This is a genomic window from Streptomyces roseicoloratus, from assembly GCF_004117935.1.
GTDB classification, from domain to species: domain Bacteria; phylum Actinomycetota; class Actinomycetes; order Streptomycetales; family Streptomycetaceae; genus Streptomyces; species Streptomyces roseicoloratus.
In genome coordinates, this window is the sequence record NZ_SDOY01000140.1 from 21413 (window position 1) to 45623 (window position 24211).

Annotated in this window: 20 protein-coding genes and 1 pseudogene; 8 read left to right on the forward strand and 13 right to left on the reverse strand. The window is 73.2% G+C overall.

Annotated elements, in window-relative coordinates; genetic code table 11:
* Positions 1–32: 32 nt before the first annotated feature.
* The 3 genes from ESG85_RS35090 to ESG85_RS21975 all read right to left on the reverse strand — a co-directional run bounded on the left by ESG85_RS35090 (position 33) and on the right by ESG85_RS21975 (position 2909).
* Positions 33–203 (reverse strand): hypothetical protein, encoded by a 171-nt coding sequence (locus tag ESG85_RS35090; RefSeq protein ID WP_164986292.1) that lies wholly within the window; start codon positions 201–203, stop codon positions 33–35.
* 432 nt (positions 204–635) lie between these two features.
* Positions 636–2120: an SDR family NAD(P)-dependent oxidoreductase gene (locus ESG85_RS21970; RefSeq protein ID WP_128981880.1), complete on the reverse strand. Its 1485-nt coding sequence runs from the start codon at positions 2118–2120 to the stop codon at positions 636–638.
* A 63-nt stretch (positions 2121–2183) separates the two neighbouring features.
* Positions 2184–2909 (reverse strand): IucA/IucC family C-terminal-domain containing protein, encoded by a 726-nt coding sequence (locus tag ESG85_RS21975; RefSeq protein WP_128981882.1) that lies wholly within the window; start codon positions 2907–2909, stop codon positions 2184–2186.
* Between the two features lie 247 nt (positions 2910–3156).
* Between ESG85_RS21975 and ESG85_RS21980 the strand changes: the two genes are divergently transcribed.
* On the forward strand, positions 3157–4209 hold the full coding sequence (locus tag ESG85_RS21980; protein ID WP_128981884.1) for a DMT family transporter: 1053 nt from the start codon (positions 3157–3159) through the stop codon (positions 4207–4209).
* On the opposite strand, the gene ESG85_RS21985 is transcribed toward ESG85_RS21980, so the two are convergent.
* Entirely contained in the window at positions 4090–5538 is a 1449-nt protein-coding gene (locus ESG85_RS21985) for a peptidoglycan DD-metalloendopeptidase family protein (RefSeq protein WP_128981886.1), read from the reverse strand. The genes ESG85_RS21980 and ESG85_RS21985 overlap by 120 nt on opposite strands.
* 485 nt (positions 5539–6023) lie before the next feature.
* Positions 6024–6449, reverse strand: coding sequence for an aspartate 1-decarboxylase (panD, locus tag ESG85_RS21990; protein WP_128981888.1), 426 nt, complete (start codon positions 6447–6449; stop codon positions 6024–6026).
* Positions 6450–7025: 576 nt separating this feature from the next.
* Between panD and ESG85_RS21995 the strand changes: the two genes are divergently transcribed.
* Genes ESG85_RS21995 through ESG85_RS22015 form a run of 5 tightly spaced genes read left to right on the forward strand, consistent with a single transcriptional unit; the run spans position 7026 to position 12394 of the window.
* Positions 7026–8033, forward strand: coding sequence for an endonuclease/exonuclease/phosphatase family protein (locus ESG85_RS21995; RefSeq protein ID WP_246095213.1), 1008 nt, complete (start codon positions 7026–7028; stop codon positions 8031–8033).
* A 40-nt stretch (positions 8034–8073) separates the two neighbouring features.
* Positions 8074–8856 carry a two-component system response regulator CseB gene (gene cseB, locus ESG85_RS22000; protein WP_128981890.1) on the forward strand — a complete coding sequence of 261 codons (783 nt, stop codon included), beginning with the start codon at positions 8074–8076 and terminating at the stop codon, positions 8854–8856.
* A 16-nt stretch (positions 8857–8872) separates the two neighbouring features.
* Positions 8873–10198, forward strand: coding sequence for a sensor histidine kinase (locus tag ESG85_RS22005; RefSeq protein WP_128981893.1), 1326 nt, complete (start codon positions 8873–8875; stop codon positions 10196–10198).
* 42 nt (positions 10199–10240) lie between these two features.
* Positions 10241–11239: a D-alanyl-D-alanine carboxypeptidase family protein gene (locus tag ESG85_RS22010; RefSeq protein ID WP_128981895.1), complete on the forward strand. Its 999-nt coding sequence runs from the start codon at positions 10241–10243 to the stop codon at positions 11237–11239.
* A gap of 48 nt (positions 11240–11287) precedes the next feature.
* A complete protein-coding gene (locus ESG85_RS22015; protein WP_128981897.1) occupies positions 11288–12394 on the forward strand; it encodes a DUF8094 domain-containing protein in 1107 nt (368 codons plus the stop codon).
* A gap of 22 nt (positions 12395–12416) precedes the next feature.
* Here the strand turns inward: ESG85_RS22015 and ESG85_RS22020 are convergent, their stop codons facing one another.
* From ESG85_RS22020 to ESG85_RS22055, 8 genes and pseudogenes are all read right to left on the reverse strand, one after another.
* Positions 12417–13748 carry a DUF1254 domain-containing protein gene (locus ESG85_RS22020; protein WP_128981899.1) on the reverse strand — a complete coding sequence of 444 codons (1332 nt, stop codon included), beginning with the start codon at positions 13746–13748 and terminating at the stop codon, positions 12417–12419.
* Positions 13749–13836: 88 nt separating this feature from the next.
* The gene (locus tag ESG85_RS22025) at positions 13837–15636 is read right to left on the reverse strand and encodes a cation:proton antiporter (protein WP_128981902.1); all 1800 of its coding nucleotides are present in this window, start codon (positions 15634–15636) and stop codon (positions 13837–13839) included.
* An 84-nt stretch (positions 15637–15720) separates the two neighbouring features.
* Positions 15721–16779 carry a cytochrome d ubiquinol oxidase subunit II gene (locus ESG85_RS22030; RefSeq protein WP_128981904.1) on the reverse strand — a complete coding sequence of 353 codons (1059 nt, stop codon included), beginning with the start codon at positions 16777–16779 and terminating at the stop codon, positions 15721–15723.
* Positions 16776–18275 carry a cytochrome ubiquinol oxidase subunit I gene (locus ESG85_RS22035; protein ID WP_128981906.1) on the reverse strand — a complete coding sequence of 500 codons (1500 nt, stop codon included), beginning with the start codon at positions 18273–18275 and terminating at the stop codon, positions 16776–16778. Before ESG85_RS22035 ends, ESG85_RS22030 begins: the two co-directional genes overlap by 4 nt.
* Before the next feature lie 42 nt (positions 18276–18317).
* Positions 18318–19157, reverse strand: a complete 840-nt coding sequence (locus tag ESG85_RS22040; protein ID WP_128981908.1) for an SDR family oxidoreductase — start codon at positions 19155–19157, stop codon at positions 18318–18320.
* Between the two features lie 251 nt (positions 19158–19408).
* A pseudogene (locus ESG85_RS36125) lies at positions 19409–19558 on the reverse strand (shikimate kinase); the annotation flags it as partial.
* An 18-nt stretch (positions 19559–19576) separates the two neighbouring features.
* Complete coding sequence (locus ESG85_RS22050; protein WP_128981912.1) at positions 19577–19990, reverse strand: DUF7144 family membrane protein; 414 nt, start codon at positions 19988–19990, stop codon at positions 19577–19579.
* Between the two features lie 147 nt (positions 19991–20137).
* A complete protein-coding gene (locus tag ESG85_RS22055) occupies positions 20138–20626 on the reverse strand; it encodes a GNAT family N-acetyltransferase (protein ID WP_128981914.1) in 489 nt (162 codons plus the stop codon).
* Positions 20627–20999: 373 nt separating this feature from the next.
* On the opposite strand from ESG85_RS22055, the gene ESG85_RS22065 reads away from it, so the two are divergent.
* Together ESG85_RS22065 and ESG85_RS22070 are read left to right on the forward strand one after the other, a co-directional pair.
* Positions 21000–22058, forward strand: a complete 1059-nt coding sequence (locus ESG85_RS22065) for a PucR family transcriptional regulator (protein WP_128981918.1) — start codon at positions 21000–21002, stop codon at positions 22056–22058.
* Between the two features lie 209 nt (positions 22059–22267).
* On the forward strand, positions 22268–24202 hold the full coding sequence (locus ESG85_RS22070; RefSeq protein WP_128982035.1) for an NAD-binding protein: 1935 nt from the start codon (positions 22268–22270) through the stop codon (positions 24200–24202).
* The last annotated feature ends 9 nt before the right edge of the window (positions 24203–24211 follow it).

The following is a 24211-nucleotide window of genomic DNA, read 5'->3' on the forward strand; positions in this document are numbered from 1 at the left end:
CGGCCGGGGGCACGTGGGGTCGAGCCGGTATCTCAGTCGACGCCCTGCAGGATGTGGGGTTCGGCGAGGTCATCCTCGTAGCCGGCGAGCCGGATCGGCGCCGAGCGGGCCCACACTTCGAGGCTGCCCAGCTCTCCGGACCGGCGCGTCCGCTCGGTCGGTTCGGCCGGACGGTCTTCCTGCGTGGTCGGTTCTGGTGTCACCGCGCACTCCTTCGTGTCGCGTGTCAATGGGTTCAGGTCCGATCGGTCGCGGTGGCGCCGTTCTGCGGGCGGGACCGCGGCCTTGGTGTCAGGCCTGTCCCCAGGGCGGCCGTGAGGGTTCGGTGAAACCCCCGAAGGCCGACCGTGGACATCAGACTAACCAGATGAGCGCCCCAGCGCTCTATGGGGCGCGAAAGTGTGACGCGATCGAGTGACAGTGGCCTGTTTCCCGAGGTCAGCGCGCGATTATCGATCGTTTCGGCCGTCCCGGACCCACCGTCTGCACCGACCGTCCAGCAGGTACCGGCCGTCCGACAGGTACCGGCCGTCCGACAGGGACCGACCGTCCGGCAGGCACCGACCGTCCGGCAGGCTCCGCCACCACCGCCGCCGCCGACCGCACGGCCGGCCGACCGCGCCGGCGCTCGCCGCCTACCACTTGCCGGGCGCGTAGTCCTTCAGGAAGACGCCGTACAGGTCCTCGCCGTCCTCGCCGCGCACGATCGGGTCGTAGACCCGGGCCGCGCCGTCGACCAGGTCGAGCGGGGCGTGGAAGCCCTCCTCGGCGAGCCGCAGCTTGTCGAAGTGCGGGCGCTCGTCGGTGATCCAGCCGGTGTCCACCGAGGTCATGAGGATGCCGTCGGACTGGAACATCTCCTGCGCGCTGGTCCGCGTCACCATGTTGATCGCGGCCTTGGCGGCGTTGGTGTTCGGGTGCCCGGCGCCCTTGTAGCCGCGCTCGAAGACGCCCTCCATCGCGGAGACGTTGACGACGTACGCGCGGCCGCTCTTCGCCTTCGCGGCGGCCTCGGCCATCGAGCCGCGCAGCTTGCTGATCAGGATGAACGGCGCGGTGTAGTTGCACAGCTGGGTCTCGAGGAGCTCCACCGGGGAGATCTGCTCGATGGTCTGCACCCAGGTGTTGGACTCGACGACGTCCGGGACCAGACCGCCCGCGTCGATGGCGGTGCCGTCGAGGTGCCGGGCGACGCTCGCGTTGCCGGCGACCAGGGCGAGGTCGGCGACCGCCTGCGCGTCGAGCTCGCTGACCCCGGCCGGCAGCGCGGCCGCGCCGCCGAGCTCGCCGACGGCGCCGGAGTTGAAGGCGCCGATGACGTGGTGCGCGGGGAGCTCACCGGCGGGCAGCGGCGCGTTCTCGCCGTCGACGAGGGCGGCGTACGCGGAGGGCAGCCGGCGGACGGTCTGGGTGGCGTTGTTGACCAGGATGTCCAGCGGTCCGGCCTCGGCGACCTGGTCCGCGAGGGCCACGGCCTGCGCGGGGTCGCGCAGGTCGATGCCGACGACCTCCAGGCGGTGCATCCAGTCCGCCGAGTCCTCCATCGCCCGGAAGCGGCGGATGGCGTCCTTCGGGAACCGCGTGGTGATCGTGGTGTGCGCGCCGTCGCGGAGCAGCCGCAGCGCGATGTACATGCCGATCTTGGCGCGGCCGCCGGTGAGCAGCGCGCGCTTGCCGGTGAGGTCGGCGCGGGCGTCGCGGCGGGACCGGTTCAGGGCCGCGCACGGCGGACAGAGCTGGTGGTAGAAGTAGTCGACCTCGACGTAGCGGGTCTTGCAGGTGTAGCAGGAGCGCGGGCGCTGGAGTATGCCGGCGATCTTCCCGGCCTCGGTGACCGAGGAGGGCAGGATGCCCTCCGTCTCGTCGTCGATGCGCTGCGCGGAACCGGTCGCGGTCGACTCGGTGACCGCCTTGTCGTGCGCGGTCTTCGCGGCGCGGCGCTCCTGGCGGCGGCGCTGCTTCACGGTCCGGTAGATGCCGGCGGTGGCCCGGCGGACGGCGATCGCGTCCGGGTGGTCCACCTCCAGCTTGTCGAGCTCCTCGAGCACGCTCAGGCAGACGGCCAGGCGCTCGGGGTCGATGCCCGGCCCGTATTCCTGGGTCTCTTCAGTCACCGTCATGGCCTTCGTCGTTCCTCGATCGCTCGTGCCGTCGCAGCGGGTTGCCGTTTCGAAGACGCAACTTTACGGAGCGGGAGGCCGCCGCTCCAAACCCGTACGGGGAGGGTGGTCGAACACACAGTCGCCGCACAGTCCTCCGGACGGGCAGCGGTAGTAGAGGCAGCAGCTGGTGCGGCGCAGGGCCGGGCCCGTGACCGTGCGGGCCAGGTCGGGATGGTCGAAGAGGCCCTGGACGAGCGCGGCGGCGCGTTCGGCAGCCTCGGGACGGTCCTCGGCCCGGGCCCAGCGGGTCAGCTCGCGCAGCGCCCCGGCGAGCGCGGAGCCCGCGTTGCCCCACAGCAGCCGCGGAGAGATCCGCCCGTCCCGCGCGAAGGCCGCGTGCAGCGGCACCAGATGGGCTTCCTGGACCGCGGCGCGCAGTTCGGCGACGGTGCCGGGGCGCGTACCGGAGCCGGACCACCACAGGTCGTCGGGCGAGGTCAGCGCGCCGTCCCAGTGGAGGGTCCGCGGCGCGAGGTCGGGGAAGCGGCCGTACAGGGCGGCCGGGCCGAGGGCGGTGGACCACAGGCGCGCGGCGAGGCCGAGGTGGGCGACGGAGGCGCCGACCCTGCGCTCGGGAGCGCCGAGGCGGCCGGCGACCCGGTCGACGCGGGCGCTCAGCGGACCGTCGTCCTCACCCGCGTACACGCGCGCGAGGGGCACGTGGGCGTGGCCGGCCGTCGCGGGCGGGCTGGTGCGCAGGGCGAAGAAGCCTCCGACGCGGGCGCATTCGTCGAGATCGGGTTCCATCCGACGCACAGTACGGGCCAATGTGGACCGGGCCCGCGGCGCACTGGCTCGGAATGGGCGGCGGCGAGGGGGCTCGACGCTCGGCGGGCGTGCGGCCGGGACGCCGGAAAGATCCCGTTCCACCCGTGCTGACCTGCGCGGAGTACATCCTGAGGTGTACGCGGGCGCGGCGTACTCCGTCCGCGGTATGCCCGATCGCGTTCCCAGGTACGACGACGCGAGCGCCCGGAAGAGAGATCGTGGAGTCATGAGCCCCCTCGTGCTGTCCGTGCTCCTCGCCCTCGTCTCCGCGGTCGCCTACGCCGCCGCGGCGATCGTGCAGGAGCGGGTCGCGGCCTCGGCCGACGGCCCCCGTTACGCGCCGCTGCGCCGCCCGGCGTGGTGGGGCGCCGTGCTGCTCAACGGCCTCGGGGCGGCGCTGCACGTCGCGGCACTGGCGTACGGCCCGCTGAGCCTGGTCCAGCCGCTGGGCGCCCTCACGATCGTGTTCGCGCTGCCGATGGCGGCGCTGTTCGTGGGCCGGCGGGTGGGCCGTACCGCCTGGCGCGGCGCGGTCATGGCGACGGCGGGCCTGGCCGGGCTGCTGAGCCTGACGGACGGCACCGGGACAAGGGTGCTTTCGGACGCCGACCGGCACCTGCTCGCCGCGGTGACCTTCGGGACGGTGGCCGCCCTGTTCTTCCTGGCGCGCGTGGTGGGGCGCTCGGTGCTGCGCAGCGTGGTCCTGGCGGCGGCGGCCGGGGTGGCGTTCGGCATCGCCTCGGTCTTCACCAAGGCGGTGGCCGAGGAGTGGACGGCGGGCACGCCGCTGGCCGAGTGGACCAGCGTGCTGACGCTCTCGGCGCTGGCGATCACCGGGCTGCTGCTGTCGCAGGCCTCGTACCGGGGCGCGGGTCTCGCCGCGCCGCTGGCCACCGTCACGGTGGTCAATCCGGTGATAGCCGCCGCGGTCGGCCTCACCTTGTTCGGCGAGTCGTTCCGTTACGGGACGGCCGGCACCGTGGCGGCCCTGCTCTGCGGCGCGGTCGCGGCGGGCGGACTGGTGCAGCTGACCGTCGACCGGCTGACGCGGCCGGAGGACTCCCCTGCGGTGTCAGCCGGAGCGGCGCGGCCGGGACCGGCGCCGGAAGGCCCGGCGCGGTCGAGCGGCTCGGACCGGTCCGGCCGTGCGGCCCGGGACTCAGATCGAGACGCCGCGGGCGCGCAGATACGCGAGGGGATCGATGTCGGACCCGTACCCGGGACCCGTGCGCACCTCGAAGTGGAGGTGCGGCCCCGAACTGTTGCCGGTCGATCCTGACCGCGCGATCCGCTGCCCGGCGTTGACGCGCTGGCCCTCGCGGACGGTGAGCGCCGAGAGGTGGGCGTACTGGCTGTAGCGGCCGTCCTCGTGCCGGATGACGACCTGGTAGCCGTAGGCGCCGCCCCAGCCGGCGGAGACCACCTTGCCGTCGGCGACCGCCCGTACGGAGGTTCCGGTGGGGACGGGGAAGTCGACGCCCGTGTGGTAGCCGCTGGACCAGGACGAGCCGGTCTTGCGGTAGCGGGTGCCGATGTCGGCGTCGGCGACGGGCGAGCTGTAGCCGGCCCGCGCGGGAGCCGGCTTGGGCGCGGGTTTCTGTACGGGCCTGGGCGCGGGCTTCTGCGCCGGCTTGGCGACGGGCCGGGCGGCGACCGGCTTGGTGACGGGCCTGGGCGCGGGTTCGGCGGAGGGCTTCGGTGCCGGGCGGGCGCCGGGCTGCGCGGCGGAGGGCACGGGATGGGGCCTCGCCGGGGCCCGGCTCGCGGGCGGCGCCGGGGTGGGCGGGGTGACCGGGCCCTTCGCGCTCGGCGGCTTCGGGACGGCGGGCTTCGCGGACGGCTTCGCCTCCGGTCTCGTCCCGGGCCTGGTCGTCGCGGGCTTGGGCTTCGCCTGCTGCGGCGGGACGGCGGGGGCCGCGATGCGGAGCGTGAGGCGCTGGCCGGGGAGGATGAGATCGGGGTCGTCGCCGACGACGCCGCGGTTCGCCGCGTAGAGGCGCGGCCAGCCGCCGCGGACGTGCTCGTCGCGGGCGATCTTCGACAGGGAGTCGCCGGGAGCGACGGTGTACATCTCGCGGACCGTCGGCACCGTCGTCGGGCTCGCCTGCACACCGTCGGACGGGCGGCTCCGCTGGTCGGGTAACGCGGCCTGCCGGGCCTGCGGCGCCTCGGACAGCGGGCGCGTACGAGTGGTCTGGGCGGTGACTCCCGGCTCCTCGCCGCCGCGCCGGAGACCCGCGCGCGGAGCGCAGCCGGGCCAGGCGCCGGGGCCCTGGCCCTTGAGCACGCGTTCGGCGACGGCGATCTGCTGGTCCTTGGAGGCCAGGTCGGCGCGCGGCGCGAAGTGCGTCCCGCCGTACCGCTCCCAGGTGGCCTGGGTGAACTGGAGGCCGCCGAAGTAGCCGTTGCCGGTGTTGATCTGCCAGTTGGACGAGGACTCGCAGGAGGCGAGCTTCTCCCAGACGTCGAGGGAGGCGGCCTCCACCGTGCCGGCGCCGATCAGCGGCAGCGCCATGCCGGCGCTGCCGACGGTGACCGTGAGCGAGGCACGGTTGATCAGGCTCGGCTGGTGGCGACGGTGTTTCCCGCGTGTTCCGCGCACGGCCATGGGCCCCCCTCGAACGCATCGGCAGTCGCCCACGGTAGGGGCAGGCAACCGTGCGTGACAAGGGCTTCGGCCCGATCCCCCGCCCCGTCCGTCACACCGCGGCGCCGACCGGCGTCAGACCCTCGCGGGCCCGGGCTGTGGCTGCGGCTCGGGGTCCGGCGGCACGGGCGCGGGGTGGGGCGGCGGCACGGGACTGGGCGGCACCGGAGGAGGCGGCACGGGCGTCGGAGAGGGCGGCGGGAGCGGATCGGGTACGGGCGGCTGGGTCATGGAGGACTCCAGGGCGTGAGGGTACGTGGACAGGAGGCGGCCGAAGCACGCTCGGCTTCAGCGTCCCCCGGTCCGTCTGCCCCCGCGCGCGATGCCCATGCGTTCGGGTGGCGCGGAAACCCTCGCTGCGGGTGCGCGGAAACCCGCGCACCGCGCCAGCCGCCGATTCCGCTCCCGCCGCCCGGGCCGCCCCGGCTTCCGGGCGGCAGGCGGGGTCAGACCTGCGCGGGAACGGCGTGCGGCGGGCGCACCGTGTCGCTGCCCGGTACGGGCGCGGAGGCGTCGCCGCCGAGCTCCACGATCCGGTTCTCGGCGTCCACGTGCACGACACGCGGCACGAGCGCGCGCGCCTCGGCGTCGTCGACCTGGGCGTAACTGATCAGGATGACCAGGTCACCGGGGTGCACCAGGTGCGCGGCGGCACCGTTGATCCCGATCACACCGGATCCACGCTCGCCCTCGATGACGTACGTCTCCAGGCGCGCCCCGTTGTCGATGTCGACGATGTGCACGAGTTCGCCGGGCAGCAGATCGGCGGCGTCCATCAGGTCGGCGTCGACGGTGACGGAACCGACGTAGTGGAGATCGGCCTGGGTCACGGTGGCACGATGGATCTTGGACTTGAACATGGTGCGCAGCATCGAGGTACTCCTGAATCTCGGCTCCCTGCCTGCGTTTTTGCAGGTCAAGGGCTATTTTCATACCCTACAACGACTCGCGGGTCCGGGCAGCTGTCCGCCGGTTTCGCAGGTCTCTCGCCGACCCTTCGCCGACTCTTCCGACGTATCGTCAGGCGCTGCTCGAGAGCGGCGCCCGCTCTTCCCGCCCCACCGCGACGACCCGACGAGCGTACGCAGCGCTCTCCCGAGATCCTTCGTGACCGCCGTCACTCCGGCGATGCGGCGGTCCCGGGTCGGGGCCGGGCACATCGGCGCGCCTGGCGCAGATCGACCGGGTTCGGCCGTGAGGGGTCGTCCTCGGGATGCTCTCCTCGGCGGTGTTCCGGCTGCCGGCACCCACGGGACCGCGTGACGGCGGTCCGGGCCGGGGATCTGCGGAGATCGCCGGGTGCCGCCCGCCCCATCGGCTCGGGGTGATACACACCTGAAACAAAGCCGTGGGGCGCTCGAAGCGGTGGGCGCGTCGGCTGGAAGTGTGTGCGCGTGACTCTGTGCCCGTACCCGAATCGCGGTGTACGTGACCCGGAGGCCGTAGTCATGTTGAGCACTCCCCACCGTCCCGGTTCCGCCATCGGGACCGGGCCCGCCGAACCGTCCCGGGACGGGGGTGAGGCGGATGAAGCGCGCGGCCGTACGAGGCGTCGTGGGTGGCTGATCGCCGGGTTCGCGCTCTGCTCGGCCCTGCTGATGGCGCTGCACGACCGGATTCCCAACCGGGTCGGCCAGCTCGGCAGCCTGGTCGAGACGTTCCTGCCGTGGGCCGGGCTGAGCGTTCCGGTCCTGCTCGTCCTCGCGCTGGTGCGGCGTTCCCGGATCGCGGCCGTGGCCGTGATCGCGCCCGCGGTCGTCTGGGGCTCGCTCTTCCACGGCGTGGTGGCCGACAAGAGCTCCGGGGGCGGGGACCTGATCGTGGTCACGCACAACGTGGACGAGGCGAACCCTGATCCCGAAGGCACCGCGCGTGCCCTGGCCCGTTCCGGGGCGCACGTCATCGCGCTGGAGGAGCTGTCCTCCTCGAGCACACCCGTGTACGAGCGTGAGCTGGCCGCGGCCTACCCGTACCACTCGGTGCACCTCGGTGTCGGGCTGTGGAGCACCTATCCGCTGCGCCGGACGGAACCCGTGCCGATCATGCCCTGGACCCGTGCGGTACGGGCCACGGTCGACACACCGCGAGGGCCCGTCGCCGTGTTCGCCGCTCACCTCGCGTCGGTACGGGTGACGCCCCTCGGCTTCGCCACCGCCCGCCGCAACGAGGCGGGACGGAAGCTCGCCGAGGCCGTACGCGCCGAGCGGCTCCCCCGCGTCGTCGTGATGGGCGACTTCAACGGGACGACCGGGGACCCCGCACTCGGCGCGCTGACCTCACCGCTGCGCTCCGCGCACAGCGAAGCGGGCGCCGGCTTCGGTCTCACCTGGCCCGCGTCGTTCCCGCTGGTGCGCATCGACCAGATCCTCGTCAGGGGAGTCAGCCCCGCCGCCGCCTGGTCGCTCCCGGCCACGGGCAGCGACCACCTTCCCGTCGCGGCCTCCCTGCGGCTGTGACCGGCCACCCGGCCCCTCTGACTACGATGACGAGGAACCCATGCCCGCCCCTGAGCAGATCGGTGGTACGTCGGCCATCCGAGCACCAGGTCCCGTCAGCGTCCTCGTCGTCGAGGACGACGCCGTCATCCGCCGTGCCGTCCAGCTCTTCCTGGAACGCTACGGCTACCAGGTCGCCGTGGCCGCGGACGGCCTCTCCGGTCTGGAGGCGTTCCGGGCCGGCTCCCACGACCTGCTGATCCTGGACGTCATGCTGCCCGAGCTCGACGGCATCGGGCTGTGCCAGCGCATCCGGGAGGAGAGCCTGGTCCCGATCCTGATGATGTCCGCCCGCGGCGACGCCCTCGACGTCGTCGCCGGCCTGGAAGCGGGCGCCGACGACTACGTCGTCAAACCCGTCGACACGGCCGTCCTCGTGGCGCGCATCCGCATGCTGCTGCGCCGCGCGAGCTTCGGACGACCCGAAGGTGCCGGGAAGCCGCCGACCCGCTCCGCGGACACGCCCGTACGCGCCCAACCGGGTGCCGTGGCCCCCGGTGTGCTGGTCTTCGGTGACCTGACCGTGGACACCGTCGGTCTGGAGGTGCGCCGCGACGGCCGGCCCGTCCCGCTGACCCCCACCGAACTCCGCCTCCTCCTGGAGTTCGCCGCGGCACCCGGCATCGTGCTGGACCGCCGGCGGCTGCTCCGCGACGTATGGGACTACGGCTGGGAAGGGGACTCCCGGGTCGTGGACCTGTGCGTCCTGCGCCTGCGCAAGAAGATCGGAACCGGCCGGATCGAGACCGTCCGCGGCTTCGGCTACAAACTCGTCCGCGACTGAGGGACCGAACCGGCCCATGGCACTCCTCAACCCCCGCGCCCTGCGCTGGAAGATCGCCGCCCTGACCGCGGCCGCCTGCTGCGCGGTGGCCGCGGTGATCGGCGTGCTCGTCCACCGCGCCATGTCCGAACGCGGCGACCGCACCGGCGAGCAGCGCGTCGCCGCCCGCCTGGCCGCGGCGGAGCGCGAGTACGCCCGCACGGGCACGACGCCTCTCGACGTCGAGATCAGGTCCCCCCGGCAGCTGGAAGCGCCCCTCGCACGCGCGCTGGCGGACAAGGACCCCCACGCTCTGTACGTGACCTGGTACGACCGCAAGCCTCCCAACTGGTACTGGCTGTGGGCCGCCCAGCCCGTGGCCGGCGACCGGGTGCTCGTCGCGCGGACGGACATGAGTGCCGAGGTGCGCGGCCTCCAGCTCCTGGACCGCAGCATCGTCACCTCCGTCCTCGCCGCCCTCGTCGTCGTCGTGCCGCTCGCCGCGCTGGCGACCGAGCCGATGAACCGCCGCCTGCGCCACGGTTCCCGCACCGCCCGGGCCATCGCCGGCGGCGACCTCGACGCCCGGATCGGCTCCCGCGGCCGGGCACGCGACGAGATCACCGAACTGTCCGCCGCCGTGGACGTGATGGCCGAGGCCCTGCAGCGCAAGCTGGAGAACGAGCGGCGGTTCACCGCGGACGTCGCCCATGAACTGCGCACGCCCCTGATGGGCCTGTCCACCGCCGCGGGACTGCTCCCGCGGGACGACGAAGCGGCGGAGCTCGTACGCGACCGGGCCCTGGCGCTGAACGGCCTGGTGGAGGACCTCCTGGAGATCTCCCGGCTCGACTCCGGCGCCGAACGGGCCCGGACCGACGTCGTGCCGCTGGGTGACCTGGTCGCCGACGTCGTGCGCCGGACCGGCACACGGACCGCCGTCACGGCCAGGGACGCCGGGGTCGTCGAGACCGACCCGCGAAGGGTGGAGCGGATCGTGGTCAACCTGGTGACCAACGCCCACCGGCACGGCGCCACCCCCGTCGAGGTCACCGTCGCCGGCACGCGGATCGTCGTACGGGACCACGGACCCGGCTATCCCGCCACGCTCCTCGCCGAAGGACCGCAGCGCTTCCGTACCGGAACCTCCGAGCGGGGTCGCGGCCACGGCCTCGGACTCACCATCGCGCTGGGGCAGGCCGATGTCCTCGGAGCGCGGCTGACCTTCGCCAACGCGCCCGACGGAGGCGCGACCGCGACCCTCGTCCTGTCCCCGATCCGGTCTGAAACGACATCGCAACACGACCCCGCGGCGACGGAAACAGGGGCTCAAGGGAGCGGAAGCACCGCCCCTCCAAGGTGAGTTCAGGTGCGCATCCGCACCAGACCCGCCTGGGAGGTACCCATGTCCGACAGCCCTCGCCGTTACCGTGCCCGTCTGCGCCGGCCCGCCGTCCTGTACCTGTCCGCCATCCTCCTCGTGAGCGGCACGGCCGGCTGGTACGCCGTCGGGGGCGACGGCCCCGGACCGGAGTCGGCCGGCCTCGGCATCGCCGGCAGCGGACCTGACACCGCCCTCGGCCGGGCGATGGACCTGCCGTGGCCGACGGAAGGGCAGGCGAGCGCGGAGGTCGAAGGCATCGGAAGCCTGGGAACCACCGGCGAACAGACACCGGTGCCGATCGCGAGCATCACCAAGGTCATGACCGCGTACGTGATCCTCACCGAGCACCCGATGCCGGCGGGGGCGCCGGGCAAGACCGTGATCGCCGACCGGCAGGCCGCGGACGAGTCGTTCTCCTCGAGCGAATCGACCGCCCCCCTCGTGGCCGACCGCGCGTACACCCAGCGCCAGCTCCTGGAGCTCATGATGCTGCCGTCCGGCAACAACGTCGCCCGGCTGCTGGCCCGCTGGGACGCCGGAAGCCAGGAGGAGTTCGCCAAGAAGATGAACAAGGCCGCCGCGAAGCTCGGCATGGACCGCACGGTCTACACGGGAGCCTCGGGCATCGAGCCCAGCACGCGGAGCACGGCGACCGACCAGCTGAAGCTGGCCCGCGCCGTCATGAAGAACGAGGCCTTCCGCCGGATCGTCGCCACGCCCGCCGTCACGGCACCCGGCGTCGGCGTGCGGATCGCCAACAGCAACCGGCTCCTCGGACAGGACGGTGTGATCGGTCTGAAGACCGGCTCCTCCACTCCGGCCGGCGGCAACCTCATGTGGGCCGCCACCCAGGAGATCGAAGGAACCTCCCGCCTCATCCTCGGTGTCGTCCTCCACCAGCGGGCCGGCACCAACCCCACCCAGGCCATGGCCGCCGCCTTCGACGCGAGCCGCACCCTGATCACCGCCATTCGCTCCGCCCTCCCCCGGGACCTCGCGGCCCCGCACCGGATCAACTGACGTACGCTGTCGCCGTTCCGGGTCTGGACGCGGGGGAGGAAACGCGCGATGAGGAGTCATGCCGCACGGCGGCTCGTGGTCGGTGGAGTGGCGGTGCTCCTGGCGCTGTCGACGGGCTGCTCGTCCGGGGAACGCCCTTCGCGTGACGACGGCGTCGCGTCGCCGACCCCCTCCGGGCCGGCATCCGTGATCTCACGGGCCGAGGCGGAGCGGGTCTTCGCGCGGTACGACCGTACCAACGCGGCCGCTGACGGCGCCCTCGACGACACGGCCATACGCGAGGTGCAGACGGGCGTCCTCCTCGACGAGTCGCTCGCCGCCTACGACATCCACCGCAGGGCGAGGACCAGCGACAGGGTCACCCGCTTCACCCAGGCCCGGTTCCTGATCCCGGCCGTCGATGCCGCGCGGCCGTACCCCCGCTACTTCGCCGTGCTGAGCAAGCGGAAGGGACTCGAGGACGATCGCTCCTCCCAGCTCTTCTATTTCACGCAGACGGAGGAGAAGGGTCCCTGGAAGGCCACGGCGGCCACGTGGGCGGTGACCGAGCCGCCCCGGTCCCCGTCGCCCTCGGAGAGCACGCCGCCGCCCCCGACCGGGAACGACAAGGTGGTGCGTCTGCGGCCCAAGGTGCTCCCCGGGATCGGTGAAGACGCCTCGGGGGCCGCTCTGTTGTCGCCGACGGAGCAGGCCGACCGCGCCGTGTGCGCGGCTTTCGCCGACTACCTGAGCTTCTCCCCTCCACAGGGCCGGCCGGTCGACGACCGTTTCGCGCCCGGTGGCTTCACCAGCGACCTGGTCCGGCACTTCAACGGCTGGGCGAACAAGAACCTTCAGCGCAGCCTGTCCTACCGGACGACGGGAGCGGACCTTCCCGTGTTCCGGCTCTCCGACGGCGGCGCTCTCGTCGCCTGCACCTACCGCCGCGAGTTCCGCAGCGCGGGCGCGAGCCCCACGGGCACGGTCCGGTTCGAGAAGGGCTCCGACACGGACGTCCTCCTCGGAGGCGGCGGCCGGGAATGGCGCAGCGTCCTGCAGTTCAGCAGCGTGACCGCGCTGGTCGAGGTCCCGGCGAAGAAGGGTGCGCCCGCCACCGTCCTGGCGTGTGACTGCTACGCGCCGCAACCGCTGTCGGCGACCGGCACCCGCCCCTGAGGCCGGTGCTCCGCTGCGGGGGTCAGCCGGTGCGGCGCAGGGGCGGCGGGGTCCAGTCGCCGGTGAGGGCGGGGCGGCGGGGCCAGTAGAGGCGGAGGAAGACGTTGAAGCTGCCCGCGGGTGCCGGGAGCCAGTTGCTCTCGTGGTCGGGGTCGGGGCTCTCGTGCCGGACGTGGATGTCCAGGGAGCCGTCGGGGTTGGTCCGCATGCCGCTGCGGTCGCCGATCGCGTAGCGGTTCAGCGGGTTGTCCGCGAAGAACTGGCGCTCGTTCATCATCGTGAGCGACCAGAAGCCGTCCACGGGCGGGATCCGGTCGGCCTCGAAGTGCAGGACGTAGGTGTGGGCGCCGTCGAGCGGGCGCCCTTCCGCGTCGGTGGTGGCGTGCGGGTAGAGGGCGTCGGCGTCGAGATTGGCGCCGTACCCGAACCGCGTGATGAGCGCGCGCTTCCCGTAGTCGGTTCCGTAGTCGCCCAGGCCCCGGTGCACGGCCCAGCCGCCGGTCTTCGCCGACTCGGCCCGGGCGAACAGGTCGTGCAGGATCTGCGGGCCGCGGCGCGTGGCCGTGTCCAGGACGGCGAGTTTGTCGGCGGACAGGCCGTCCAGGCTCGCGCCGGGCGCGATGCCGAGTCCGGCCAGGCGGTCCAGGAGCGGGGCGTCGGCGGGGGCGGGCGGGTTGTCGGCCATCATCCGGTTGAGAAGGGTGAAGTACGCGCGGCCGTCGAGCGCGTGGACCCGGTCGACGGGTGCCGTCGTGGTGTCGGCGTCGGCGGGCACCGGGACGTCGGTGGGGGGCGCGTAGTCCGCGGGGTCGCCGGTCCACTCGGACAGCGGGATGAGCCGGGTGGCGTCCTGGAGGCGGTTGACGGCCGGGAAGTCCTCGGGGCCGCTCGTCGCGTACCGGGCGATGATCCAGTTCACGGCGGTGGGCGACGTCAGCAGGGTCAGGCCGGCGGGGGTCGGGCCCGACCAGGACGGGCCGGCGATCAGGAACGGGCCGGCGGACGGGCCGTTCCCGCGCCGGCCGACGACGGCGCAGACGTTCGACCAGGCGTCGAGGATCGGGACCATCCAGAACCGGTCGCCGAACTCGGGCAGGGCCAGCACCAGGGGCTGGTCGGAGAGATCGAGCCAGGCGCTGGAGTACAGGGTGTCGGCGTTCGGCGAGACGACCTCGGTGAAGGAGGCGTCCGGGGTGGCGCGCATGTAGCAGAACTGGTTGACCGGAGCCTTCCTGCGCGCGTCGTCCCGGGCCGGGACCGCCGTCATGGTGTCCATCGTGACGGCCGCCGTGACCAGCGGGTATCCGTAGAGCCACGCCTCCGTGGCCAGCTGTTCCGTCGACTCGTCCGTCATCGGCTTCTCCCAGGTGCTGTGCGATACCCGTTCCGGCCCGACGTTACGAGCGCCGTCCGGGACCCGCGCGCCGGAGCCGCCGAGCGGGTCATTCCGGAGTCGCCGGACCGGGAGAGCCGGTGGCGCGGGCAGGCGCGGGTCCGAGGAGGACGAGGGCGTCGCCGGGCCTGGGGGCGTTCCCGCGGTGCTCGGTGACCGGGTCCAGCCGGTGGTCGGCCCGTACGACGAAGAGCGTGTCGTGGTCCGCCGGCGGGGGTTCGGCCGCCGGGAGCACCATGAACCGGGCGCCGCGTGCGAAGCGCTCCGCGATCACGTGGCGGACGATCGAGCGGCCGAAGAGGATGCTCTCGCCGGTGTACGGGGCGACCACGCCGTGGCTGTCGTGCGGCGGGCCCACCCGGTAGACGGGCCCGTCGACGTTGTCCTGCATCACGATCGTGGCGAGCGCGTTGAAGTCGTCGTCGTCGGTGGCCAGGACGACCGCCGTGACGCCCTCCAGACGCGCTCCGGGGTTGACGGCCGTGGCCAGTAGATCGCCCTTGGCCAGGTCGAGGCCCGATTCCCGGACCCGCTCCCGTTCCTCGTCGAGTCCCGCCCACACCAGCACGTCCAGGCCGGCCGAGCGCAGTGCCCCGCCCAGGTCGATCACCCAGGGTGCGGCGCCCACCAGGAGGACCCGCGTGCCCGCCGCCTTGACGACGCCCAGTCGTCCGGCCACCGGCGCCGCCGTCAGCGCGTACAGCAGGACGGTTCCCACGATGACCAGGAAGGTCACCGGAAGGATCTTCGTCGCTCCGGCCACTCCCTGTTCGACCAGGCCGGCGGAGAAGGCGGACGCCGTGGACGCGGCGACGATGCCGCGGGGGTCCATCCACGCGACGAAGGCGCGCTCCCCCCGCGAGAGGTCCGTGCGCGCCGTCGCGCCGAAGGCCACGAGGGGGCGGATCACCAGGACGAGGATCGCGATCAGGCCGAGGGCGGGGAGGAGCACGGGCACCACGGACGCCGGGGTGACCGTGGAGGAGATGGAGATGAACAGCAGTCCGATGATGAGCTGGACGAGCGTCTCGAAGAAGGGCCGGCGCGCCGGCATGTCGAAGGCGGGCATGTTGGCGACGGCGAGTCCCGCCACGATCGCGGCGATGAGCCCGGTGTCGTCGCGGACGATGTCGCAGCCCGCCGCGATGCCGATCACGACGGCGAGTTGCGCCAGCGTGCCCAGGGTCTCGCCGAGCCGGAGGACGCGCAGGCAGAACCAGAGCAGCGCGATGCCCACGATTCCGCCGCCGAGCCCGACGGCCAGGCTGAGGAGGAACTGTCCCAGCTGGTAGCCGCGGCCGATGGCGACGTGACTCGACGAGACCACCGCGTGGAAGGTCAGCGCGCCGAGGATGCCGCCGATCGGGTCGGTGAGCGTCCCCTCCCAGATCAGGATGCGCCGCACCTTGTCGCTCGGCCGGACGAAGTCGAGCAGCGGTCCCACGACCGTGGGGCCGGAGACGACGAGGATCACGCCGAGCATCGCGGCCACGGCCAGTTCCATGCCGAACATCGCCGGTGCCACCGCCGTGACGACGAGGGCGGTGAGCAGGACGCCGTACACGAGCAGCCTGACCACGACGCCGCGGGTGTGGTGGACGAACTTGCGCAGGTCGAGGCCCAGACCGGCGTCGTAGAGGATCACCGCCACCGACAGCGACACCAGGCCCGAGAAGTCCGGGCCCAGCAGCTTGTCCGGGTGGATGACGTCGGTCACGGCCCCGGCGGCGAAGCCGACGGGAAGCAGGATGATCAGGGCCGGTACGCGGATCTTGTGCGCCAGGATCTGCGAGCCGGTGGCGAGGACCACCGTCAGGGCGAGGCCGAGAAGGATCTCGTCGTCGGTCACAGCGGCTTCCTCCGTCGGGGGCCGGGCGCGAGGGGGGGATGTCCGGTCGGGGCGGGACGGGGCGGGGCGGGACGGGGCGGGCGGTCAGCCGTCGCGCACCGTTCCGTCGCCGTCGGTGCCGCGTCCTCCGCGCAGCTCGGAGTCGGTGAGCTCCTCCAGTTCGCCGTGGGTGTCCAGCCAGTAGAGGAGGAAGACGGCCGGCATGACGAGCAGCAGGGCCACCAGGGTCACGACCGCCAGCCAGGTCAGCGTGGCGGGCGCGCCCGCGGCGTCGGCGACGGTCAGCGAGGTGGGGAGCAGGTACGGGCGCTGGGCCGTGCCCCAGGCGACGACGGCGGACCCGACGACGCCGACCGCCGAGACGCGCAGCCACGTTCCCGGTGTGCGCGGCAGCAGCCAGGCGGTCAGGAGCGAGGCCACGCCGGCCAGGATGACGAAGAACAGTCCCAGGCCGTGGGTCAGGCCGTGCCACACGTGAGGCGAGTCCTCGTGGGTGACGAAACCGGTGATCACCGCCAGGACGGCGAGCGCGGCGAGGCTGCCCAGAGCCCGCCGTCTGAAGTGCCCGACCAGATCGGGGGCTTCGAACCTGTGGGCGTCCCCGGTGAGGAACACCGCCCCGAGGAACGCGGTGGTCGTGACGGCGACGACTCCGAACACGATCGACGTCGGGCCGGTCCAGACGTGCGCCGAGGCGTCGGTTCCGGGAGCCACGCGTTCCGACGCGACTCCGCCGACGGCGGCTCCCAGGAAGAACGGCGTGACGACGGAGGCGAGGGCGAACACGGCACCGTACAGGCGCCGGCCGGCGAGCCGCTGCGAGGGTTTGCGCAGGGCGAAGCCGGCGCCCCGCAGGACCATGCCCACGGCGGCGAGGGCGAGCGGGAGCCACATCGCGGAGAACACGGTCTGGAACAGGACGGGGAATCCGGTCCACATGACGACGAGGACGAAGATCAGCCAGACGTTGTTCACCTCCCATACCGGAGCCATGGCGTGATCGATGAGCCACCGCGGCCGCCGGCCGCGCTCGGTGCCGCCGGACGTCAGGTCCCAGAAGCCGGCCCCGTAGTCGGCGCCTCCGGCGCAGGCGTACGCGGTCACGGCCAGGAGCAGCACCACCGCGATCAGGTCCGCGGTCACGGGCCGTCACCCCCGGCTCGGCCGTCTCCCCCGGCCCGGCCGGCCCCGGGGCGGGCGGCGGGCACGTCGCCCGCGGGGACGGGGGCCCGCGGTCCGTAGGGGATGTCGGTCTCGGGCGCGAGGCCGCCCGCCGCCGTGGCCTGCTGCTCGTCGGCGAGCCGCCAGCGGGTCCGCATCCTCAGGAGGACGACGAGGAACGAGCCGAAGAGGAACACGTACACCACCGCCACCACCCCGAACATGATCCACAGACTGGTGGAGCGGGTCGAGGTCACGGCCTCGGCGACCCGCATGTTCCGGTAGACGATCCAGGGCTGGCGTCCCACCTCGGCGGCGATCCAGCCGCACTCGACGGCCACGACGGAGCCGACGCCGGCGCACGCCGCGGCGCGGTAGAACCAGGGCGAGGCGGGCAGACGGCGGTGTCGCAGCCACACGAGCCCGTACCAGAGGGCGAGCAGGACGAGGACGGACCCGATGAGGACCATGATGTCGAAGGCCCAGTGGGCGATGGTCGCCTGAGTGGCCGTCGGCCGCTGATCGGCCGGGACGGAGGTCAGGCCGACGACCTCGGTGTCCGCGCTGAACCCGGCGAGGAACGAGTCGAGCAGCGGGATCCTGATGCCGCCGGAGACGGTGCCGTCCTCGTTCAGTCGCCCGAAGAGGTACTCCGGTACCCGCGTGTCGGTCTTCCAGACGATCTCCATCGCGGCGAACTTCACCGGCTGCTCGTGGAACACCGACCGGGCGATGGAGTCGCCGAGGACGAACTGCACCGGTGCGGCGACGGCCGCGATGGTGAACGGGACGGCGAAGCCGAGCCGGTGGTAGCGGTCCCGGCGCCCGCGCAGCCAGCCGGTCGCGTAGACACCGGCGACCACGAAGCCCGCGGTGAGCACCATCCCCACGACGAAGTGCCAGTACTGCGGGCCGAACATCGGCGTGAAGATCGCCTTCCAGACGTTCACGTCGACCGGCTTGCCCGCGGAGTCGAGGGAGAAGCCCCGGGGCGTGTTCATCCAGGAGTTGGCGGCCAGGATGCCGAACGCCCCGAGCAGCGCGGCGAACGGGAGGGGCAGTCCGAGGAGGAAGTGCGTCCACGGCTTGAGCCGTCGCCATCCGTACAGGTAGACGGCGATGAGCACGGCCTCCAGGAAGAAGGCCCAGGCCTCGACGCCGAATCCGACGCCGAAGACGTCACCCCACCGTCCCATCAGGCCGGGCCACAGCAGGCCGAACTCGAAGGACAGCACCGTGCCGGTGACGATGCCGAGCGCGAACTGCACGGCCATGACCGCCGACCAGCGCCGTGCGAGGAGCAGCGCCGTGGCGTCGCCGCGGCGCAGTCCGCGGTGGTGCATCACGAGGGTGATGAGGGGGAACGCCACGCCGAGCGGGACCAGGATGATGTGGGCGGCCAGAGTGAAGGCCATGAGTTCCCGGGCCGGCAGGAGTTGGGCCGGGGCATCCGCCAGCAGGTGGAGCGAGGTGGGCATACGCGCCTTCGTCGTCGCGGTGGGTGGAGGGCCGGGTGCGGGTCATCCACCGGTGGCGAATCCGGGGAAGAGCGTCATGCCGCCGTCGACGTACAGCGTGGTGCCCACCACGTAGTCCATGAGGTCGGACGCGAGGGCGACGACGGCGTGGGCGATGTCGTCGGGGTCGCCGATCCGGTCGTACGGGATGAGCCGCAGGAGGTCCTTGCGCGCCTCGGGCGTCTCCCAGGCGGCGCGGTTGATCGGCGTCCTGATCGCTCCCGGGGCGACGGCGTTCACCCGGATCTTCTCCGGGGCGAGCTCCTGGGCCAGGGTCTGCATCATCATCTGTACGCCGCCCTTGGACGACGCGTAGTTCACGTGTCCCGCCCAGGGAATGACCTGGTGCACCGAGCTCATGCAGATGATCTTCCCGGCGGCGCGGGACACCTCGGGGACCACGCCGCGGCGCCGGAACTCCTTGGCCGCCTCCCGTGCGCACAGGAACTGGCCGGTGAGATTGACGTCGATGACCTTCTGCCACTGGGCCAGCGTCATCTCCGTGAACGAGGCGTCGCGTTGCAGCCCCGCGTTGGCCACCAGGATGTCGACGGTGCCGAACTCCCGCACCATGCGGTCGGTCATGGCGACGACCTGGTCCTCCTGGGAGACGTCCGCCTCGTACGCCGCCGAGCGGACCCCGAGCGAGGTGATCTCCGCGGCCACCTCCTCGGCGGCCTCGCGGTCGGCCACGTAGTTGACGACCACGTCGGCGCCGGCGCGGCCCAGCGCGATGGCGGTGGCCTTGCCGATGCCCGAGTTGGCGCCGGTGACCAGGGCCTTCTGACCGTGCAGCAAGCGCGCCGGGATCACACCCCGCGGGGCTCCCACCGTGGAATCCATGCCGTCCTGCCTCCTCGCTGCGCGGTCGCGCCGATCCGGCCGTACCCGGGTCCGTCCGGCGGACGGGCCCCGGGCCGTGGCGTCCGGATCACGACCGGACGCCACGGCCCGGGCACGGGCATCGTCACGCAACCATCGCGAGAGGCGGTCGGCATCTCCGCGAAATCGCCGTTGGGCCGTTGGGTCCAGCGTCTTCGCCCGGACGGAGCCCTGCTGCACCACGACGGCGCGCTGGTCACGCCGGGCCGGCGGTTGGCCTCGGAGTGGAACTCGTCCGCGTCCCGGTACGGCCCGCCCAGCCGCTCGGCGAGGAGCCGGCCCACGGTCGACTTGCCCGATCCGGCGACACCGACGACGAGCACGAGCCGCTGCGGCGTCCCGGTCTCCGTGTCGAGTGCCACGGGCGCCGGTGCCGTGCGTCAGACCCGTTCCGGCCGGGGAGCGACGCACAGCCCCCAGATGATGAGCGCGTCGATGGCGATGAGCAGCAGCGCCCACCACGGCGTGTACGGCAGCCACATGAAGTTGGCGATCATGCTGAGCCCGGCCAGGCCCACGCCGACCACCCTGGCCCAGGTGGCGCCGGTGAACAGGGCGATACCGGTGAGCGTGATCACGATGCCCAGGATGAGATGGATCCAGCCCCAGCCGGTGAGGTTGATCTGGTAGACGTAGTTGCGCGTGGCCAGGAACACGTCGTCCTTGGCGATGGCGGAAATACCTCCGAGCAGCGCCATGATGCCGCTGAAGACCATGATGACGGCGGCGAACACCAGCCATCCGCTGGTGTGCGTCTCCCCCTGCCGACCGGCCGAGCTCGTGTGGGTGGTCATGACACGCTCCTCCGCGTCGACCGCCGGAACGGTTCCGTCCCGGCGGATCGGATATCTCCAATCTGACGCCCGTCGCCCCCCGACGCATGTCGGCGGGACGTGGAGGCCCGTCTCGCGGGTCCCTGCGCGGCTGCGGAGCCGGCAGGGTCAGGCGGCCGTCGTCGCGCCCGCGGGAAGGGACATGACGATCTCCTCGTCCTCCCGCTCGCCGGTCGGGCCGAAGCCGAGGGAGCGGTAGAGGCGCTCGGCGGAGGTGTTGGCCGGGTGACAGGAGAGGCGGATCTCGCGGCAGTCCGGGAGTGCGGAGAGGCGGGCGATCACGGCGCCCATGGCGGCGCGGCCCACGCCGCGGCCCTGTTCGGCCACGTCGATCATCATGCCGCCGACCCAGTGGCTGCCGTCCTGGTCGTCGTGGGCCCACATCACGTGCCCCACGACCGTGTCGTCGGCGCGGACGGCGAGGGAGGTCCAGGTGTCGCCGCGGTCGGAGAGCAGAAGGTATCGGGCCGCCAACGCGGGGACGTGGTCCCGCTGTTCGTCGGCGGGTGCCACGTCGGCGACGGCGCGCCAGTTCTCGTCCGTGATCTCCTCGAGGGTCACGGTCCTGCCCTGGCGGTCGGTGAAGCGGTGTGTCATGGACTTCCTGTGTCTGTCTGTGGTGGGTCGTGCTGAGGTGGGACGCGGCAAGCTTCGGCGGCGGTGCGGTGTTTGTCGAATCGCTTTGCCGGGGGCGGCCGTCGGGGCGCCGGGCGGTGCGGTGCTGGGGTGCGGTGCTGGGGGTGCCGGCGGCGCGGTGCTGGGGGTCGGCGCTGGGGGTGCCGGCGGCGCGGTGCTGGGGTGCGGTCTCGCGCGGGCACCATCGCCCGGTTCCCCGGCAGGCTCGGTCGCCGGCCGGCCTCGACGGGTCGTGTCGCCGGCCGGCGTCCCGGGCACCCCGGCGGCCTCCTCGGCGCCGCCCGCGTCCTTATCCTTGTTCTCCAGTTCACGAGAGCCAGGGGGACCTCCAGCGGTGCAGGACACGACGGAGACGCAGACGACCTTCCTCGAGGGATACGGCCGGATCATCGCCGAGGCGTCGACCACCGGCCGCCGGCTGACCCGGGCCGAGCTGGAGTCACGCCGCGCGCTGGGCGCCCGGGCCGCCGAGGCCGGGCACGGCTGGCGCGGCCTGGTCCGCGCGCACCTCGCGGCCAGTCGCGTCGGCCGGGGCGGAGCGGCGGACCTGGACAGCGTCCTCAGCGCCGTCGAGCAGGCCGTCGACGCCTTCGCCGAGGGGTACGAGCACGCCCAGCGGCTCGTCGTGCGGAGGGAGGAGGCAGCCCGTCGCGAGTTCATCGACGACCTCCTCCACGGCCGCGGCGACCCGGGCCAGCTCGCCGCCCGCTCCGAGAGGTTCGGGCTGCGTCTGTCCCGTACGCACGCGGTCGCGGTCGCCGAGGGCCCGGCCGCGTACGACGAGACCGACCCGGTGCCGAGGGAGGTGGAGGCCGGGCTCTTCGCCCGGTTCGAACGGCGGCGCATCCTCTTCACCACCAAGGACGGCCGCATGGTGTGCATCGCGCCGGCCGAACAGGACGAGGTCCTCGTCCACTTCGCCAAGCACGCGAACGCGGCGACCGACGGCGGCCAGGTCGCGATCGGACGGCCCCGCCGGGGCGCGGGCGGCATCGGCCACAGCTACGAGGAGGCGCTCAACGCGCTGGACGTCGCCCGCCGCATGGGCTTCGAGGAGCCGCTGCTGCGCGCCGCGGACATGCTGGTCTTTCCCGTTCTGGCCCGTGACCGGCAGGCCCTGGTGGACTTGGTGGACAACACGCTGGGGCCGCTGGAGCAGGCCCGGGGCGGTGCGCAGCCGATGATCCGCACCCTGATCGCCTACTTCGACACCGGCTGCGTCGCCACCGAGGCCGCGCGGCGGCTGTCGCTGAGCGTGCGGGCGCTCACGTACCGCCTCGAACGCATCCACACGCTCACCGGCCTCAACCCGAACGACCCGCTGCACCGCTACACGCTGCACACGGCGGTCATCGGCGCGCGGCTGCTCGACTGGCCTGCCCGGCGGACCTGACCCCCGGCTCCGGCCCCGTCCGCCGACCGTGCGCGGGCGGGCTCGGGCGGGCGTGCGAGGAGCAGGCGCGGGAACGGCGTCGAGGGTGCGGCAACGCTGCCGGGGACCGGCAGTGACCGCCGGTACGCGCCGATGCGACGATGCGGACGGGAAGGGGGTGGTGCGTCGTGATGCCTCAGCAGGAGGCGTACGGGATCCGGGGCGGGCACATGGTGGTCTGCGGCGACGACGGGCTGGCACACCGGCTCGCGGCCGAGCTGCGGGACGTCTACCGCCGCCGGGTCGTCCTGGTCGTTCCCGGCGACCGGGAGGAGGAGCTGCCGGACCCGCGGCCGGTTCCGCGGTTCCCCGCGGCGGGGCTGCGGGGCAGGTTCGGCGGGGCGCTCGGGGCGCGCGGCGGCTCCACGCCGGCAGAAGGGGACGGCCGGGGGGCGGGGTCGCGTTCGTTACCCGAGGAGTTGCTGGCTGCGGCGCCCACCGAGGAGGTGCTGCTGCGGGCCGGCACGGACCGGGCGACGGCCCTGGCGTTGCTGTACGAGGACGACGAGACGAATCTGCGGGCCGCGCTCGCCGCCCGTCGGCTGAGTCCGGGGCTGCGGCTCGTGGTGCGGATGTACAACCGGAAGCTGGGCCAGTACCTGGAGGAACTCCTCGACCAGGTCGTCCTGATGGCCGAGCCCGGGATCGACCGGGCGGCCCTGGAGGCGTCCACGACGGTGCTGTCCGACGCGGACACGGCGGCGCCCTCGCTCGCGGCCACCGCCGTCGCGGGGACGAGCAAGGTCCTCCAGGCGGACGGCGTGCTGCTGCGGGCCGCCGAGCGGACCCCGCCGGAGCGGGGCGCGGTGTCCGAGCCCGGCCTCTGCACCCTGGCCCTGCTGTCCTCCACCACGTCCGATCCCGCGGGCGCCGAGGGCTCGGACTCCAGCGGCCCGTCGGGGCCCGAGCTCCTGCCGGACGACCGTGCCGTGGAGAGCGCGGTGGGGCGCGGCAGCATCGTCCTGGAGACCGTCCGTCACTCCGGGCCGACCCTTCCGCCCCGCCGGCTGGCCCGCCGCGGCGCTCCGCTGGGCGAGTTGCTCTCCGCGCGGCTGCGCTGGGCGCTCGCGGGCATCGTCGGCTGTGTCCTCGCGCTGAGCGTGACCACCACCGTGCTCACCGACGCAGATCCCGTGCACGCCGCGTACGTGACGCTGCTGGACCTGTTCTCCATCAACGACCCGGCCGTCGGCGAGTCCACCACGCGTCAGGTGCTGCAGCTGCTGTCGGGGCTCGTGGGCCTCGCCCTGCTGCCCCTGCTCGTGGCCGGTGCGCTGGAGGCGCTGGGCACCTTCCGGGCCGCCGGGGCGCTGCGCCGGCCGCCGCGCGGTCTGTCCGGGCACGTCGTCCTGCTCGGTCTGGGCAAGATCGGCACCCGCGTCCTCGTCCGGCTGCGGGAGCTCGACATCCCGGTCGTCTGCGTCGAGGAGGACCCCGACGCCCGGGGCGTTCCCCTCGCCCGCGGCCTCGGCGTGCCCGTCGTCCTCGGCGACGTCACCGACGAGGGCGTGCTCGAAGCGGCGAAGGTCCAGCGCGCGCACGCCCTCCTCGCCCTGACCAGCTCCGACACGACCAATCTGGAGGCCACCCTCTACGCCCGCACGCTCAAGAACGACCTGAGGGTGGCGCTGCGGCTGTACGACGACGCGTTCGCCACCGCCGTCCACCGCACCCTGCGCACGGCGCACCCGGACGCCCTCACCCGCAGCCGCAGCGTCACCCATCTCGCCGCGCCGGCGTTCGCCGGGGCCATGATGGGCCGCCAGATCCTCGGCGCCGTCCCCGTGGAGCGCCGGGTCCTGGTCTTCGCCGCCCTCGTCGTGGCCGGGCACCCGCAGCTCGAAGGCCGTACGGTCGCCGAGGCGTTCCGGCCGGGGACCTGGCGCGTCCTGGCGCTCGACACCGCCGAGCCGGCGGCCCGCCGCCCGGACCTGGCCAACCCCGACGTCACCGGTGAGCAGCCGCAGCTGCTGTGGGACCTCCACCCGGGCTACGTGCTCCGCCCGCAGGACCGCGTCGTCGTCGCGGCGACCCGTCAGGGCCTCGCCGAACTCCTCGGAACCGCGCCGTCCGACCGGCCGTCCCCCCGTCCGGCCCGGCCGTGACGCCCGGCA

Excerpts from the sequence above, each read along its gene's own strand:
- ESG85_RS21975 (WP_128981882.1), bottom strand. The coding sequence starts at position 2,909 with ATGGAACCCGATCTCGACGAATGCGCCCGCGTCGGAGGCTTCTTCGCC.
- ESG85_RS21995 (WP_246095213.1), top strand. The coding sequence starts at position 7,026 with ATGTTGAGCACTCCCCACCGTCCCGGTTCCGCCATCGGGACCGGGCCC.
- ESG85_RS21970 (WP_128981880.1), bottom strand. The coding sequence starts at position 2,120 with ATGACGGTGACTGAAGAGACCCAGGAATACGGGCCGGGCATCGACCCC.
- ESG85_RS22070 (WP_128982035.1), top strand. The coding sequence starts at position 22,268 with ATGGTGGTCTGCGGCGACGACGGGCTGGCACACCGGCTCGCGGCCGAG.
- ESG85_RS22050 (WP_128981912.1), bottom strand. The coding sequence starts at position 19,990 with ATGACCACCCACACGAGCTCGGCCGGTCGGCAGGGGGAGACGCACACC.
- ESG85_RS22055 (WP_128981914.1), bottom strand. The coding sequence starts at position 20,626 with ATGACACACCGCTTCACCGACCGCCAGGGCAGGACCGTGACCCTCGAG.
- panD (WP_128981888.1), bottom strand. The coding sequence starts at position 6,449 with ATGCTGCGCACCATGTTCAAGTCCAAGATCCATCGTGCCACCGTGACC.
- ESG85_RS22020 (WP_128981899.1), bottom strand. The coding sequence starts at position 13,748 with ATGACGGACGAGTCGACGGAACAGCTGGCCACGGAGGCGTGGCTCTAC.
- ESG85_RS22010 (WP_128981895.1), top strand. The coding sequence starts at position 10,241 with ATGTCCGACAGCCCTCGCCGTTACCGTGCCCGTCTGCGCCGGCCCGCC.
- ESG85_RS22035 (WP_128981906.1), bottom strand. The coding sequence starts at position 18,275 with ATGCCCACCTCGCTCCACCTGCTGGCGGATGCCCCGGCCCAACTCCTG.
- ESG85_RS22005 (WP_128981893.1), top strand. The coding sequence starts at position 8,873 with ATGGCACTCCTCAACCCCCGCGCCCTGCGCTGGAAGATCGCCGCCCTG.
- ESG85_RS21985 (WP_128981886.1), bottom strand. The coding sequence starts at position 5,538 with ATGGCCGTGCGCGGAACACGCGGGAAACACCGTCGCCACCAGCCGAGC.
- ESG85_RS22040 (WP_128981908.1), bottom strand. The coding sequence starts at position 19,157 with ATGGATTCCACGGTGGGAGCCCCGCGGGGTGTGATCCCGGCGCGCTTG.
- ESG85_RS22015 (WP_128981897.1), top strand. The coding sequence starts at position 11,288 with ATGAGGAGTCATGCCGCACGGCGGCTCGTGGTCGGTGGAGTGGCGGTG.
- cseB (WP_128981890.1), top strand. The coding sequence starts at position 8,074 with ATGCCCGCCCCTGAGCAGATCGGTGGTACGTCGGCCATCCGAGCACCA.
- ESG85_RS21980 (WP_128981884.1), top strand. The coding sequence starts at position 3,157 with ATGAGCCCCCTCGTGCTGTCCGTGCTCCTCGCCCTCGTCTCCGCGGTC.